11 protein-coding genes and 3 tRNA genes are annotated in these 15,801 nt (G+C 65.9%); 5 read left to right on the forward strand and 9 right to left on the reverse strand.

Annotated elements, in window-relative coordinates; translation table 11 throughout:
• Nucleotides 1-13: 13 nt before the first annotated feature.
• Nucleotides 14-90: transfer RNA gene (locus H6A16_RS00105), tRNA-Glu, on the reverse strand.
• A gap of 283 nt (nucleotides 91-373) precedes the next feature.
• Here H6A16_RS00105 and H6A16_RS00110 point away from each other — a divergent pair.
• From H6A16_RS00110 to H6A16_RS00130, 5 genes are all read left to right on the forward strand, one after another.
• Complete coding sequence (locus H6A16_RS00110) at nucleotides 374-1,456, forward strand: isocitrate/isopropylmalate dehydrogenase family protein (RefSeq protein ID WP_204615111.1); 1,083 nt, start codon at nucleotides 374-376, stop codon at nucleotides 1,454-1,456.
• Nucleotides 1,457-1,610: 154 nt separating this feature from the next.
• Nucleotides 1,611-1,684: transfer RNA gene (locus tag H6A16_RS00115), tRNA-Gln, on the forward strand.
• A gap of 9 nt (nucleotides 1,685-1,693) precedes the next feature.
• Nucleotides 1,694-1,770: transfer RNA gene (locus H6A16_RS00120), tRNA-Glu, on the forward strand.
• A 379-nt stretch (nucleotides 1,771-2,149) separates the two neighbouring features.
• Nucleotides 2,150-3,499 (forward strand): lysylphosphatidylglycerol synthase transmembrane domain-containing protein, encoded by a 1,350-nt coding sequence (locus H6A16_RS00125; RefSeq protein WP_204615112.1) that lies wholly within the window; start codon nucleotides 2,150-2,152, stop codon nucleotides 3,497-3,499.
• A 113-nt stretch (nucleotides 3,500-3,612) separates the two neighbouring features.
• Nucleotides 3,613-4,617 (forward strand): alpha/beta hydrolase, encoded by a 1,005-nt coding sequence (locus H6A16_RS00130; RefSeq protein WP_204615113.1) that lies wholly within the window; start codon nucleotides 3,613-3,615, stop codon nucleotides 4,615-4,617.
• A gap of 18 nt (nucleotides 4,618-4,635) precedes the next feature.
• Here H6A16_RS00130 and H6A16_RS00135 read toward each other — a convergent pair whose 3' ends face one another.
• The 8 genes from H6A16_RS00135 to H6A16_RS00170 form a co-directional block, all read right to left on the reverse strand.
• Nucleotides 4,636-5,886 carry an ABC transporter permease gene (locus tag H6A16_RS00135; RefSeq protein WP_204615114.1) on the reverse strand — a complete coding sequence of 417 codons (1,251 nt, stop codon included), beginning with the start codon at nucleotides 5,884-5,886 and terminating at the stop codon, nucleotides 4,636-4,638.
• On the reverse strand, nucleotides 5,883-6,644 hold the full coding sequence (locus tag H6A16_RS00140) for an ABC transporter ATP-binding protein (RefSeq protein WP_204615115.1): 762 nt from the start codon (nucleotides 6,642-6,644) through the stop codon (nucleotides 5,883-5,885). The genes H6A16_RS00135 and H6A16_RS00140 overlap by 4 nt, the downstream gene beginning before the upstream one ends.
• A complete protein-coding gene (locus tag H6A16_RS00145; protein ID WP_204615116.1) occupies nucleotides 6,641-8,161 on the reverse strand; it encodes an efflux RND transporter periplasmic adaptor subunit in 1,521 nt (506 codons plus the stop codon). The genes H6A16_RS00140 and H6A16_RS00145 overlap by 4 nt, the downstream gene beginning before the upstream one ends.
• A gap of 144 nt (nucleotides 8,162-8,305) precedes the next feature.
• Entirely contained in the window at nucleotides 8,306-11,176 is a 2,871-nt protein-coding gene (locus tag H6A16_RS00150) for an ABC transporter permease (RefSeq protein WP_204615117.1), read from the reverse strand.
• A gap of 1 nt (nucleotide 11,177) precedes the next feature.
• Nucleotides 11,178-11,918, reverse strand: a complete 741-nt coding sequence (locus H6A16_RS00155; RefSeq protein WP_239458082.1) for an ABC transporter ATP-binding protein — start codon at nucleotides 11,916-11,918, stop codon at nucleotides 11,178-11,180.
• Nucleotides 11,919-12,083: 165 nt separating this feature from the next.
• On the reverse strand, nucleotides 12,084-13,151 hold the full coding sequence (locus H6A16_RS00160) for a sensor histidine kinase (protein WP_204615119.1): 1,068 nt from the start codon (nucleotides 13,149-13,151) through the stop codon (nucleotides 12,084-12,086).
• Nucleotides 13,152-13,160: 9 nt separating this feature from the next.
• Nucleotides 13,161-13,850: a response regulator transcription factor gene (locus H6A16_RS00165; protein WP_204615121.1), complete on the reverse strand. Its 690-nt coding sequence runs from the start codon at nucleotides 13,848-13,850 to the stop codon at nucleotides 13,161-13,163.
• 113 nt (nucleotides 13,851-13,963) lie between these two features.
• On the reverse strand, nucleotides 13,964-15,751 hold the full coding sequence (locus tag H6A16_RS00170; protein WP_204615123.1) for a L,D-transpeptidase: 1,788 nt from the start codon (nucleotides 15,749-15,751) through the stop codon (nucleotides 13,964-13,966).
• Nucleotides 15,752-15,801: the final 50 nt, after the last annotated feature.

Here is a 15,801-nt window from a genome sequence, read left to right on the forward strand (position 1 = left end):
CTCTTGGAGTTCTTGGTAGCCCGTACCAGATTCGAACTGGTGATCTCCGCCTTGAGAGGGCGGCGTCCTAAACCGCTAGACGAACGGGCCGTCTGTGTTGCGCCTTTGCGCAGAGAGAATATTACGGGATACCCCTATCGAGCGCAAGCCCTCATTTTCGAAATTCTGAAGTTGTGGAGGACTTGCGAAGGCGTGTCCTGAGAGTTCCCGCTGTGTTCCGCTTTTCGCACCGTATTATGGGGGACAGTGCAGCGCGGTACTATATGTGCACAACATACGATATCTATAGGAGCAGCAAGACGGCAGTCCTTCGAGCATCTGCGCGCGAAGGCGGCCCGCTGCGCACTCCGGTTTCTTATTGGAGGTTGGGTTCTTGAACCACGAGGTCGCCCTTATTCCCGGAGACGGAATTGGCCCCGAAATCGTGTGCGCGATGCGCCGCGTGATCGAGGCGGCCGGCGTTGATATCACCTGGCGCGAGCTACAGGCGGGGGCTTCGGTCGTCGATCGGTATGGAACGCCGCTTCCCGATCATGTGCTCGACGTCATCCGCGAGGTCGGAGTTGCCATCAAGGGGCCTATCACCACGCCGATCGGCAGCGGGTTTCGCAGCGTGAACGTATCGTTGCGCCGCGCCTTCGACCTGTACGCCTGCGTGCGCCCCTGCGCCTCTATGCCCGGAGATGGGTCGCGCTATCGCGATGTGGATGTCGTCATCATCCGCGAGAACACCGAGGACCTCTATGCCGGCATCGAGTTCGAGGCGGATGATCCCGCGGCCCAGGATGTGAGGGAGACCGTCAAGCGCGACACCGGGCGCGTCATCCCCCAGGATGCCTGCATCTCGCTGAAGCCCATCTCGCGCACGGGCTCCGAGCGCATCGTGCGCTACGCCTTCGAGTACGCCCGGCGATGTGGCCGCTCAAAGGTCACTGCTGTGCACAAGGCGAATATCATGAAGGCGACCGACGGGTTGTTCATGCGCGTTGCGCGCGAGGTGGCGGCCGAGTACCCGGAGATCGCGTTCGAGGACCGCATCGTCGACGCGACCTGCATGGGTCTCGTAATGCACCCGGAGGATTTCGACGTGCTCGTGCTTCCCAACCTGTACGGTGACATCGTGAGCGACCTGTGCGCCGGTCTCGTGGGCGGGCTCGGCATGGCGCCCGGGGCGAATATCGGCTCCTCGTGCGCCATCTTCGAGGCGACGCACGGCTCGGCGCCCGATATCGCGGGGAAGGGGATCGCCAACCCGACTGCCGAGATCCTGTCGGGCTGCATGCTTCTCGACCATCTGGGCGAATCCGATGCCGCCGCGCGCATCCGCTCCGCCGTGCGCGCGACGCTTGCCGATGGCGCGTGCGTCACGGCGGATGTGCGTCGCGCGCTGACCGGCTCCACGTCGGGCGCCGCGACCACCGATGAGTTCACGGATGCGGTGATCTCCCGTCTATAAGCGTACAGCATGTGCCGTAAGCAGGGGATATGGGCGCCCTGTGAATCGAGCTGAACGAATTTCGACTTTTCTCAAAAAAGTACTTGCGCATGGGAATGTGCTCCCCTAATATACTTTCTTGCGCGAAGCGGCAACGCGAGCGCGGATGCACCATTGGGATGTCGTCTAATGGCAGGACAGCGGATTCTGGTTCCGTCAATGGGGGTTCGACTCCCTCCATCCCAGCCATCCACATACGGCCCGTTCGTCTAGCGGTTTAGGACGCCGCCCTCTCAAGGCGGAGATCACCAGTTCGAATCTGGTACGGGCTACCAAGAACTCTAAGAGGCTCCGAAAGGAGCCTCTTTTCGTATGCGCCGACACGGTGCTGGCCTCTGTGGGGACGTAGCCGGGAGGCGCCATGCCGGGGACCCCGGCCGGAGACTTCGCCCCGCCGGCCGGCGTGGCGCCTCCCGGCTACGTCCCCACAGAGGCCAGCGGAGGGCTCGCGCGCAAATGTCCACTTTCATCTCCGTCCTGAAAGTGGACATGGCGGCTTTCGGCTACGTGGCCAGAGAGGCCAGCGGGGGATCGTCTGGAATTCTTTTCACGGCGGGGTCCGTCTGGGAGCTCGGGTCAAAAGGCCGTACAATAGTGGGTAATGCCTTTCACGCGCGTCTTCGGGCGCGACCTATATGACTTGCAAGGAGACCCATGTCGGATTCCACCCATAAGCCGGGGACTCAGCCCAAGGTCGTGGCCCAGCCATCCGGCGGCGACGATCACAAGGGCGCGCGCCGCGGAGCCATCTTCATCGGGCTCGTGCTGGTGGCCTATGTGATCTATCTGGTCGTCACCGGCCAGGTCGCGCAGTTCTGGGACGCCATGAGCAACGTCCAGATGGGTTGGCTCGCCGTCGCATGCCTGAGCATGCTGCTCTACCTCATCTTCGGTATCGCCGCTTACGCCATCGCCGTGTGGCTCGACCCAGAATCGCCCGTCGGCATCCGCGACCTCATCTCGGTCGAGGCGAGCGGCATCTTCTTCGGCAACCTCACGCCTATGATGATGGGCTCGACGCCCGCCCAGATCTACCGCCTCACCAAGGCGGGCCAGAACGTGGGCGAGGCCGGCGCCATCCAGTTCACCCGCTTCATCGTCTACCAGTTCGGTCTCGTGGCCTGGGGCGCCATCCTGCTTATCGCCCGCATGCCGTTCTTTGCTGCCCAGTACGGCGACATCACGCTCATCAGCGTCTTCAGCTTCGGCGGCCATGTCTGCATCCTGCTCGGCATCTTCGCTGTCGCGCTCATGCCGCGCATGGTCATCCGCGTCGCCCATTGGATCATCCGCGTGCTTGCGCGCGCCGGCGTCTCCCGCGAGAAGACCGAGAGCTGGCATGAGTTCGTCGACAGCGAGGTCATGGCCTTCTCCGACAAGTTCAAGCTCGCTGCGGGCCACTTCAGCTCCATGGCGCTCACGGTTGTCATCACCATGCTGCAGCTCGCGTTCTTCTACCTGGTTCCGTACTTCCTGATGCTCTCGTTCGGCCACCACGATGTGGACTTCTTCTCGGTCATGGCGGCGAGCGCGTTCGTCCAGCTGCTGAGCTCCGCTGTGCCCCTGCCGGGCGGCACGGGCGGCGCCGAGGGCGGTTTCGCGCTGTTCCTCGGCCACTTCTACGGCAGCGCTGCGACGGCGGGCTATCTCCTGTGGCGTCTGATCACCTTCATCGCGCCCACGATTCTCGCCGCTCCGCTGCTGGGCCTCAAGAGCTCCCACAACGCGAGCATCCACGAGCGCTGGGATCGCGCCATCTCCAAGCTCGGTCGCGGCAAGAAGCGCAAGCGGACCCCGAGCCGGACGGTCACGGCCCATAAGACCGAGGTTGCGGCTGTCGAGCGCACCGAGGCGTCTTCGAGCCCGGCTCAGCACCACGCTCCCAGCTCAAGTGCCTCCCCGCGTCCCCGTCACCGCGGAACGCAGGTCAGGCGCTCTGAGGGCGGTATCACCGTCTCGCCGTCTGCCCTTGCCAAGAAGCGGCCGACCACCAAGAAGAACTGACGTATCCGCACGCCGCGGGGCATGCCGAAGCTGGCAGGCTCCGCGGTTTTCATGCGGCCCGGGCCTTAAGGGCGCACGGCCGCATCGCATGCCCAGAGAGGACCCAACTGTCTATGATTCGCATCGCCGGGGCGATCGCCGCCGGGCTCGTGGCGCTCGGCGGGGCCGGCTTCACGGCTGCAGGCAACGCGCTGTTCGAATTCGCCTTGAATCCGCGCTCCAAGCGCTCCATCATGTCGCATATCAACTTCGGCGAGGCGAGCGGTCTCGATGTCGGCGCCTTCGCAGCCGATCCGTTCCGCCGCGAAGCCCGTGCGTGGTTCGAGCAGGCGCGCCGCGACGCGTGCATTCCGGCGCGTGATGGGGGAGAGCTGCGCGGATGGCGCATATGGGGGCAGGGGGTCGTTCCGGGTGACGATGGCCGCCGCTCGATTGCGAGCACCGATACGGAGCACCGCTACCTCATCTTGTGCCACGGCTACAGCGGTCAGCCCTCCGACCTTTCCGGCGAGGCCATGCTCGCGCATCGCGCGGGGTTTTCGGTCCTGCTGCCCGCCGCGCGCGGACACGAGCGCAATTCCGACCGCTATGTGGGGATGGGCTGGCTCGATGCGAACGACCTGCTCGGTTGGATTGACATGATCGTCGACTTCGACCCCGATGCGCGCATCGCGCTCTACGGCGTGTCCATGGGCGGCGCCGAGGTCATGATGGCGTCGGGGCTCGACCTGCCGCCCCAGGTGAAGTGCATCGTCGAGGACTGCGGCTACACGAGCGTGTGGGATGAGTTCGTCGTGCAGATGGACAACATGATGCATCTGCCGGTCCACCCGCTGCTCGACGCTGCCGAGACCGTGTGCCGTGCACGCGCCGGATACGGCTTTCGCGAGGCGAGCTCCGTCGAGCGCCTGAAGCGCGCCCGCGTGCCCATGATGTTCATCCACGGAACTGAAGATGCCTTCGTGCCCTACGGGATGCTCGATCGGGTGTATGACGCATGCGCGAGCGCCATCAAGGAGAAGGTGCCGTTTGAGGGCGCGCGCCACGGGGAGAGCTCGCACAGCGATCCCGAGCGCTACTGGAACGTGGTGAGCGGTTTTCTCGCACGCTGCCTGTAGGCGCGATCGGCCCGTCCCCTACAGGGACCGCAGGCACTCCACGGGGTCGAGCTTCGCCGCACGTCGCGCCGGGTACCAGCCGAACAGAAGGCCGATGCCGATGCTCAGGCCGACTGCCGCGGCGATCGCCTCGACCGACACGAGGGGCGCCAGCGTGGAGGTCGTCCCGTCCCCCGTGCTCATGCCCATCGAGCTCAACAGGCCGAACGTCGATGCGGCGAAGGCGAGACCCCACGACAGCAGGTAGCCGAGCACGGTGCCGATGATTCCGCCGGCAACGCACACCACGGCCGATTCCATCAGGAACTGCAGGGTGATGTCGCGGCGGGTGGCCCCGAGCGCGCGGCGCACGCCGATCTCGCGGATGCGCTCCGTCACGTTCGTGAGCATCATGTTCATGATGCCGATGCCGCCGACCAGAAGCGAGATGCCCGCGACCGCCCCCATGATGAGCGAGAAGGAGTTCATGAACCCGGTCATGGAGTCGATCGTCGACTTCATGGAGTAGACGTACACGTTGTCGTCGATCTGGTCGTCGGGGATGCTCATGACCTTCGCGACCTGCTTTTTGGTGGTCTCCATGAGGGCGTCGACATCCACGCCCTCGCGCGCGATGCCCACGACCTGCGTCAGGTACGCATAGCCGCCGCTGAAATCCTTGAGGACGGTCTCGAGCGGCATGTAGACGGTGATATAGGTGCTGTTGCCGCCGCTGCCCGTGTTGGGCATGCGCTCATCGACGCCGACGACCAGGTAGTCGCTGCTGCCGATGCGCACCGTCTTGCCCACGGCGGTGATGTCCTCGCGCCCGAAGAGCGCCTTCACGCCCGAGCGGTCGAGGACGACCACGCGCGAAGCGGAGGACTCCTCCTGGGTGGTGAACAGGCGTCCCTCGGCAAGGCGCAGGGCGCCCGTCATCTGGAAGAAGGTGCTGTTCGCGCCGGTGATGCTCACATCGATGGTCTGCTGGCCGTTTTTGATCTGGGTGTAGCCGAAGGCCGATCCCTCGATAGCCTCGTATTCGGGCATGAGGCGCGCAAGGTCGTCGACATCGTCGGGTTTCATCTGGTAGGCGCAGGAGATCTGGACGGCTCGCGCCGCGTTGAGGCCGAGGCTCTCGACGAGCGAGTTGCGGATGCCGCCGATGAGCGAGGTCATGGCGATGACCGCCGAGATGCCGATCACGATGCCCAGGATGGTGAGGAGGCTGCGCCCGCGGTTGGATTCCAGCGAGCGGAGGGCTTCTCGGATGAGGTCGCGAAAGCTCATAGCGCGGCACCTCCCGTGCGAAGGCCGCCGATGCTCGGCACGCGGTCCGGGTCGAGGGTGCGCCTGCGAGGGCTGCGCGGGGCGTTGCGGTACAGCCGGCCGTCGCGGATGGTGACCGTGCGGTCGGCCTCGGCGGCAACGCCCGCATCGTGGGTGATGAGGACGATCGTCTTGCCCGCCTCCTGCAGGCGGTGGAAGGTCTGCATGACCATGGCGCCCGTATGGGAGTCGAGGTTGCCGGTGGGTTCGTCGGCCAGGATGATGGGCGGGTCGTTGACGAGGGCGCGCGCGATCGCCACGCGCTGCATCTGGCCGCCGGAGAGTTCGTTCACACGATGGTCGTAGTGGTCGACGGCGAGCGCCACCGAGTATAGGGCGCTCACGGCGCGCCTCTCGCGCTCGGTGCGCGGGCAGTCGGTGTAGGCGAGGGGCAGCATGACGTTCTCGAGCACGCTCATGCGCGGCAGCAGGTTGAAGCTCTGGAAGACGAAGCCGATCTGCAGGGCGCGCACCTCGGCGAGCTCGTCGTCGGTGAGGTCCGACACGTTGAGCCCGCAGAGATGGTAGGTGCCTGACGTCGGCGTATCCAAGCAGCCGAGGATGTTCATGAGGGTCGATTTGCCCGAACCCGACGGGCCGATGATGGCCACGAACTCGCCGGGATCGACCGTGAAGTCGATGTTGTGCAGCACGTGGGCGAGCCCCGCCTCCGACTCGAAGATGCGGTGGATGCCCTTCATGTCGATGACGGGCCTCATGATGCGCTCACCGCGGTGTCGGCACCCATCATGTCGCCCATTCCGCCGGAGATGACGATGGTATCGCCGTCGGCAAGGGGAGAGGCGGGCATGGATGCGCCGTCGGGCTCGTTCACGTCGGCACCTTCGGCGCTGCCCACGACGGCCCAGTCGGAGTTCTGCGTGACGACCGTGACGTCGCGGCGCTCGGCGGCATGGGTCTCGGGATCGGTCTCGACCATGACGTAGTAGGAGGCTCCATCGTCGGTCTGAAGCGCCATGGTGGGAACCATCACCACGTTGTCGAGCTGCTCGGTGATGAGGTTGACGCTCGCGGTCATGCCCGGCTTCAGCCGCGGGTCGGGCTCGGAGATGAGCACATCGACCGCGAAGGTGACGGAGCTTCCGTCCATATACATGCCGCCACCGCTGCCTGAAGCGATCGAGGCGATGTTCTGCACGGTGCCGGCAAGCGAGATGTCGGGGAACGCCGGGAAGGTCACGGTGGCCGTCTGGCCGGCCGCGACGCGCGCGATGTCCTCTTCGCCCACCTGGATCGTGACCTTCATCTTCGAGAGGTCGGCGATCTGCATAAGGCCGCCCGCACCGCCGTCAGAACCCGAGCCCGATCCGAGTGCACTTGCGCCCACCTGGGCGTTCATGGCCACGACGTTGCCCGAGAGCGGCGAGGTGACCGTGCGCTCAGCAGCCTTGGCAACCGCCTGGTCCACCGCCGCCTGCGCGCTTTCCACCGAGCGCTCGGCGGCTTTGACGGCATCGTCGGCGGCTTGGGTATCGATGCCCGTATCGCCTGCCGGCAGGTCGACGGTGCCGCCGCCGGTATCTCCGGGTGCCCCCGCATCGCCCGCGCCGCCGTCATCGAGGAGGGTGATTCCTGTGGAAGCCGCTGCGGGCTGTGCCGCCTGCGCCGCGCGCGCCTGCTCGGCCGCCTTGTAGGCATCGTCGCGCGAGCGCTTGGCGCTCGCCAGGCTCTCCTTGGCCGCCTCGAGGTTGCGCTGCGCCTCCTTGATGGCGAGGTCGAGGTCGGGGTTGTCGATGACCATGAGGACGTCGCCCTCGTTGACGTACTGGCCGGCGGCAACGCGCACCTCGGCGATCGTGCCGTCGACGGTGGGCGTGATGACGGTGGAGGAGAGCGGCTCGAGCGAGCCCGATGCATCGACCACATCGATGTAGCTGCCAGCGAAGGCGATGTCGGTGATGGGCTCGTAGGTCATCTCCGTCTGCTGCTGGTTCAGCGCGTTGACGGCGATGAACCCGCCGGCGCCGAGGGCGACGATCACGCCCGCCACGATGCCGCGGCGGATGAGCTTCTTGCGGCGGCGCTCTGTTCGCTTGGCCTTGAGTTGGGCGTACGCTTCGGCGTCCGTCGCATCGAGCTCCTCATCGGGGTTTGCGAGCACGGTCGCGGAGTCCGGGCCGCTCTTGGCGGCTGACGGTATGACGCCGATCGGCTCGCGGACGGCATCGTCCTGCGCGGGGCCCTTGGGCACGGTCGGCGTGGTCTCATCGGTCATGGTATCTCCCTAGGTTTGAGAGGAAAGGTCTGCATGTGGCGCCAGAATACGCCGCGAATGTCACGAATCTGTCACGGCTGCCGTTCGAATCTGCGAACGGTGCCCTTCCGCCGCGTTTCCGTGCAGCGGAAGGGCACCTGCGCATCAGATGGCATCGTCGCGAAGCGACTCGACGATGCTCCAGGAGCGGTTGCGGGCAAGGGCGTAGGCGACGCTTGCCGCGATTACGACGGCGACGGCGAGCACCGAGATGCCGACCTGCGGCCACGGCAGGGAAAACTCATAGGTCGAGTACGAGATGACCATCGACTGGTAGAGCCCGAAGGTCGCCAGTGCGGCGATGGCGAATCCGATCATGAACCCGCGCAGGGCGTAGCTTGCGCATTCGTAGGCGATCATGCGGCGGAAGGCGCTATCGCCCATGCCGATGGATTTCAGCATCGCGAACTCGCGGCGGCGCAGCATGAGGGCGTTCGCGAGCGTGTTGAAGACGTTAGCCACGGCGATCAGCCCGGTGATGGCGGCGAAGCAGTAGATGAACGTGTTCACCGTGGTGGCCATGAGACGCGCCTGGAGCTTGCCCTGCGCCGTGTTCGAGTAGACGAGGTCGAGCTCAGGGTAGCCTTTGGCGATGGATTCCAGCTCGTCTTGGAGCTCGGCCGCCTGCGTGGCGTCGCCGCCGCAGTCGAACGAGGTGGTTGCGGCCGTATAGCCCATGGTGTCGGCAAGGTCGATGGCCGACGCCGGCAGGATGAGCTGCAGCGTTCCGGTGGCGTTCACAACGCCTTCGGGCAGCTCGTCCGCGAGCGCGCCGATCTCGATGTCCTGCTCGGCGGCGACCGCCTCCGCGAGGGGCAGGTAGCGCTCTTTGCCCTCGTTGTCGTAATACATCGCCTGTGGGGATCCGTCGGGTCCGTCCTCGATGTCGGAAACGAAGTAGCCATCGAGGTCTGCGAATTCAAGAGAGCGGACCGTACCGGTGCCTTCGAAGGGACTATAGGAGCCGTAGGTCTCCCCGTCGGTCGTCCGATAGGCGTTGACGGCGATGGCGCGCGGGTGCGTGGGGTCGCAGAACTCGCCTCGCGAAAGGCCGAGTTCGCCGATGTAGGCCTGCCAGGAGCTATCGTCGATGAATTCGACGTAGGCGGGGCCGTACCACGATCCGTCCGCAAGGGGCGGCAGGGCGCCGTCGAGACCCATGACCTCATCGTTCAGGATACCGGCGGGAACCAACAGGTCGGCCATGTAGGAGGTGGTATAACCGTTGGGGTCTGCGCCCTCGATCTGGGAGGCGTCCGCGTAGAAGCGCGCGAGCGCCTTTTGCATGGCCGGTCCGTCCACCTGGCCGTATGCGAGGGCGAGCGTTCGGTCCGCTTCGGCGCCCGTAGCATCGATATAGACCACGAGGTCCTGCCCCTCCATGGTCTGGATTGAGGTGTCGCTCGCGTAGCTCATGACGTTCGCGATGGACCCCGAGGTGATGAGCAGGGCGACCGACACGGCGAGCGCGGCGACCGTGACGCGGCCCTTCGAGGAGCTACGGCTGAGGTTGCGGTGGGCGATGAAGCCGGGGATGCCGAACAGACGGCCCGCGATGCCGAGCCTGCGGCTTGTCGGGTAGCCCGCTTGCGGGACACGGCGCAGCCGGCGGCGGGTGGCGCGGCTGAGGCGCACGTCCTGCGTCTGGCGGATGGCGTCGACTGCAGACACACGGCTTGCGCGGATGGCGGGGACGGCTGCGCTCACGAGCAGCGTGACGAGGCTGAGCGCGATGGCGGCAAGAAGCGCCACGGGATGCACGACCACGTGCGCGTCGGTTCCGCCGACCATGGTGGCGATGCCCTCGCCGAGCAGGCTGAACACGACGAAGCAGCCAACAAGACCGAGTGCGAGCCCGATAGGGATGCCGACGCCGCCGATGACGAGGGCCTCGGTGAGCACCGTTCGGCGCAGCTGGCGGCGGCTGGCACCGAGACTCGAGAGCAGGCCGAACTGCCGCGTGCGCTCGGCGACCGAGATCGCAAAGCTGTTGTAGATGAGCGAGACGCCCGCCACGACCACGACGGCGGCCAGGATGCCTGCGATCTGGTAGAGGGTGTTCCAGACGGCTTTGTCGGGCGTGGCGCCCATCCAGCGCAGAAGGGACTCGTGCACGCTGCCGCCTGCCGTGCTGCTGCTGTTGGCTATCGATTCGACGATGCCCTCGGCAGCTGCCGGGTTCTTCGTGCGGAAGAGCAGCGACGCCCAGGTGGCGTCCGAGCCGTCTGCCAAAGCGTTCTCGACCGCGCTGCCGTCATCGTAGATATAGGCGCTGCTGCCCTGGAGCGCATAGTTTGCCGCGTAGCCGTACGCCCGGAAGAAGCCCGCGACGGTGACGGTGAGCTTGCCGAGGTCTGCAGCGTACGAGTCGGTTTGCGTCTCCTCGTCGACGGTGTCGCCGGATGCGGGCATGGCGACATAGGACGATCCGTCTGCGAGGTTCGTGATCGTGCGCGTTCCGAGGTCGAGGACGAGCTGGCTGCCAAGGCCGATGGCGCCGCCGTCTGCGGTGGCGATTCCGCAGGGCGCAAGCTCGAGGTTTTGCAGGTAATGGGGGAGGATTACCTCGCCTGCGGCTTCGGGCGCATGGCCGGCGACGATCTCGGGCAGCTTCACGAGGGGCTCATCGGCATCCTGCGTGGCAGGCCAGGTCTTCGCGTACAGATACCTGCCCAGCAGGTCGTCGTTCTCATCGCCGAGAGACACGGTGCCCAGGCACGTGATGCCGACCCAGTCCGTCACCTTGGGGTTTTCGGTCAGCGTGGCGAAGCTCTGCTCGTCGACGGGCATGACCTCGCCGTACCACCAGCCCTCTTCAGCGCCGGTGCGCTGGATGAGCATGTTCGAGAGGGACACGACGCTCGTGAGCACCGCGGTGATGAGCGCGCAGGATAGCGCGATGCCGATGATGGACACGACAGTGCGCGTGCGGTTTCGCTTGAGCGACTGCAGCGTGAAGCGGGTGAAGATGCTCATCTCAGCGCGCCCCCTTGGAGGGGAAGGCCGCGGCGGTCCCGCCGTGTGTCGCGGCGGGTACCTGCCGAATGCGCTCGTCGCGCACGAGCCGGCCGTCCTCGATGGCTATGACGCGGTCCGCCATAAGAGCGATATCCTCGTCGTGGGTGATGACGATGAGCGTCTGCTTGAGCTGCCGGTTGGAATCGCGCAGCAGCCGCATGATCTCGGCTGAGTTCTTGGAGTCGAGGTTGCCCGTGGGTTCGTCGGCGAGCACGACCGCCGGCGCGTTCATGAGCGCGCGACCGATCGCCACGCGCTGCTGCTGGCCGCCTGACAGCTGGTTGGGCAGGTAATGCTCGCGCCCGGTGAGCTTGAGCGTGCGCAGCAGCATGTTCAGGCGCTTGTCGTTGACGCTGCGCCCATCCATGAGCACGGGAAGCGTCATGTTCTCCACGACGTCGAGCACGGGGATCAGGTTGTAGAACTGGTAGACAAGACCGACCTCGCGGCGGCGGAAGACGGCGAGCTGCTCGTCGGTACGCTCGTAGATGTCCTGCCCCTGCAGGCGCACGGTGCCCGAGGTCGGTCGGTCCACGCCGCCCATGAGGTGCAGCAGGGTCGATTTACCCGAACCCGAGCTGCCGATGATGGCGATGAACTCGCCCGCCTGAACGGAGAAGCTCACGTCGTCCAGAGCGCGCACGGCGGTGTCGCCTTCTCCGTAAACCTTGGTCAGATGCTCGATGGTCATGATATCCATGGCTGGCCTTTCGTTAGCCGATACGTCATCTACCATACTGGCGAGGCGGCCTTGCGGCTGGATGACCGCCGCGTGACACTTCTGTCACGCGGCGAAAACGAGGTGCGGCGGGAATCTTTGCCGTCTGATTTTCGAGTGCCATTGCGCGCGGGTAGGCCCGCGTCGTTACACCGCCGTCTTGAAGAAGGCGATCTCGAAGCGTGCCCCGACAGTCGCGCCCGTCTCGTCGGTGACGTTCGATGCCCGAATGCGGCCGTCCTGTGCGGTGATGAGGCTCTTCGCGAGGGCGAGGCCGATGCCCACGCCCTGGGGCTCGACGCCATCGGCTTCATCGGTTCGGTCGGCTCCACGGTAGAAGCGCTCGAAGATATGGGGGAGGTCGGCTGCAGCGATGCCGGGGCCGGTATCGGTCACGACGATGCGGAACGCTAGGGCGTCTTCCTGCACCCGCACGGAGACGATGCCGCCCGCAGGGGTGTGCTCAAGGCAGTTCTTCAGCACGTTGCGCAGGGCCTCGGCGGTCCAGCTCTGGTCGCCGGTAAACGTGCTGCCTGGTTGGATCGTGCGGACAAACGTGACGTCGGCGATATCGAAGGCGATGGCGAGAGGGCCGTATGCCTCCTCGACAAGCTTCTCGGCGTCAACGGGTGCGTGCAGCAGCTTGATCGCGCCGGCATCGACGCGCGCGAGCTTGAGCAGCGACGACACGAGCCACATCACCTGGTTCTGCAGCCGCTCGATGGTGCGCACCCTCGCCAGGGCGTCGCGACGCGCGTCGGCAGCCAAGCCATCAAGACCGCCGATCTGCTTGCGTAGCAGCTCGGTGGTAAGGCCGAGGGAGGTCAGCGGCGTCTTCAGCTGATGCGATATGTCTGCCAGGGAGTCGGCGAGCAGGCTCCGGTCGCGCTCGAGCTGGTCCACACTGATGGCGAGCTTCTGCAGGAGCTTTGCGATCTCGTTGGTCAGGATCGCAAGCTCGCCCTCGCGCGCGCCGTCGAGGAGGGCGGGGCGCTCGGCAAAGAGGCATTCGTCGAGCTGTGCCGCAAGAAGAGCAATCGCCCGGTAGCGCGCCCGCGTGAACAGCGCCACGACGATGCCGAGGATGCAGGCGGTGCTTATGACCCAAAAGCAGGCGGCTGATCCCGAGAGCGCGCACGACGCAAGCGCGATCAAAAGCGTGGCGCCGACGTAGGTGCAAACCAGCAGCATGAGTTCGCGGTTGCGCAGCAGCATGCGTCCTCCTTATCCGCGCGAGCGGTAGCCGAGGCCGCGCACGGTTTCGATGAGCTGCGGGGCCGACGGGTCGTCTTCGATCTTGTTGCGCAGCCGCTTGATATAGACCGACAGCGTGTTCTCCTCGATATAGGCGCCGGCATCGTCCCACAGCGCATCGCGGATGGCCTCGCGGGTGATGAGCTTGCCGGGGTTTCGGGCGAACAGCAGAAGCAGGCGGTACTCGAGCGCCGAGAGCACAAGCTCGACGCCGTTTCGCTCGACATGGGCTCGGTCGGGGTCGATCACGATGGACCCGAGTCTCACGGTGCGGTGCGCAGGCTGACTGCGGCGTAGCGCCGCACCGATGCGCGCCATGAGCTCGCGCGGACGGAACGGTTTCGCCACATAGTCGTCGGCTCCTATGTTGAGGCCGGTGACCGTGTTGATCTCGTCGTCAGACGCGGTCAGGAAGATCACGGGAACGTCTGGGTGCGCCTGCTTGATGGCCGCGCAGACGGCAAAGCCGTTGCCCTGGGCAAGGGAGATGTCGAGCAGCGCGAGCTGGTAGCCGAAGGCGCCTGATGAGGAACCGATGCGCGCGATGGCCTCGGCCTGCGTGCGGACAGCGTCGACGGCGTACCCTTCCGAGGCCAGAAGCTCGGTCAGGGCACCGATGATAAGCGGGTCGTCTTCGACAAGGAGGATGCGTGCGGTCATGAAGGTCCTTAGCGGTTTCGGATTTCCAAAGACCATTGTGGCACGAAAAGGCGGGGGAGGCGAAAACCTCCCCCGCCTGATGCGGACTATGACGGAACTGTCACCTTGGATGCCTAGTAGTGCGTGATGACGCAGGTGCCCACCGTGATGATGCTGCTCAGCTCGGCGGCCTTCTCGGGCGGCAGATTCACGCAGCCGTGGCTGCCGGTCCACTGGTAGGCGGTGGGGTCGCCGAAGCTCGAGGACGCCTGCCAGTCGGCATCGTGCAGGCCGACGGCGCCGCCGATGAAGGGCATCCAGTAGTTGACCGGCGTGCGGTAGTCGGGCTCGCCATCGCCGTCCTCGTCGGCACCGGTCAGGGTCGCGCCGCCGTTGTTGCTGTTCAGGAAGTAGATGCCCGTCGGCGTGTAGTTGTTGTCGATCGGGCTGCCCGTGATGCAGCCGGACTCCCAGATCACGTTGTCGTTGGCGTCGTAGTAGCGAGCCCACTGCTCGGTGAGGTCGATATCCACATAGGACGCCCAGTCGCGCTGGCCCATGCCGTGGTACACGTCGGCGGTCTGCTTCGTGGGAACCTGGATGTCGCCGGTCTGCTTGTTGGCCACGGCATCCTGGATGAGCTGCGCCAGTGCGGCCTCGTCGCTCACCCAGCCGTAGGTGCCGCCCGACACGGTGCACTGCTTGCCGTCGGCGCGGGTCCAGGTGCGCTCGGTGCCCACGGTATCCAGCGCGTTCACCGCAAGGTCGCGGATCCAGCCGGAAAGGCCGTCGGAGTTCAGGATGGGGTTGAGCGCCTCGTCGAAGGTGATCCATTGGGTCATGGTCTTGCCGTCAAGCGTGGCGATGGGCGTGTCGCCGTACTTGAGCGTGACGTTCACGCCGATGATCTCGTTCGCGGCGTCGCAGGCTGCCTGCAGCTGCTCGTCGGTGGCGCCGCCCGCCAGGGGCTCGTACATGGAGTCGTCGAGCTCGACGGTCATCTCGGCGCGGGAGACGGCATCCTTGACGGCGGCGATGATCGCGTCGCGCGAGAGGCGCTGGTTGGAGCGGGCCTTCTCGACGCTGAACTGACCGGTCGCCTCGTCGAAGGCGCCGGCGGTATCGAAGGTGCCCGGGCGGCTGGCGTTGAACTCGTCGATGGCGGCGCCGAGACCCGCCTCGAGGCCGGCCTCGTCGTAGGTCACGACAAAGGCTGCGCCCTCGTCGTCAGCGGTCTCTTCCGTATCGTTTCCGGTCATGCCGGAAATGAGCTTGATGGGCCAGAGCAGGGGCTCGTTGGCAGCGAGCACGGCCTCGGCCTCCGCATCGGCATCGACGGAGAACGTGCCGGGCTCGGGCGTGTAGTCCCAGGTGAAGCCCAGGCCGGAGACGGAAAGCGAGTAGCTGCCCACGGAGTTCTCGACGAGCTGGGCGGCGGTCGCGGCGTCGTTCATCGAGACGTCGATGCCGCCGATCTTCGTTCCGGGATAGTACTTGCCCGAGAACACGAAGACGCCCGCGGCGTACGCGATCGCGAGCACGCCGACGGCGACTCCCAGGCCGATGAAGATGGCACGATGGCTGCGGCGGGGCTTCTCGGAATCGTCGCCGAGCGGCTCGAACGTGCCGGTGATGGCGGCGTCGAGCTCGGAGTTGCCCGGCACGAAGGTCGTCTGGATGGGGCCGCGGCGCTCAGGCGTGCGCACGGAGGGCATCGCCTGGGTCGGCTGCTGGGTCTGGGGAAGCGGCTGCTGGGAAGCGGTGACGTCGGCCGATGCGGCAGACCGCTGAGTCGCGGCAGCAGGGGTCGGCACGGTCGGCTGCGCCGTGCGCTGGGCACGGCTCGCGGCCATCTGCGCGGGCGTGACAGGCGCAAGCGGGTCGGTCCCGGCCGAGCCGGCGCGGTTGGGGGCGTTATCCATGTTCGGTCATATCCTCGTGATCGCTGTGACGGGACGTCTGTCCCGAGTAG

The sequence above is a fragment of the Collinsella tanakaei genome, from assembly GCF_016900375.1.
Lineage (GTDB): Bacteria > Actinomycetota > Coriobacteriia > Coriobacteriales > Coriobacteriaceae > Collinsella.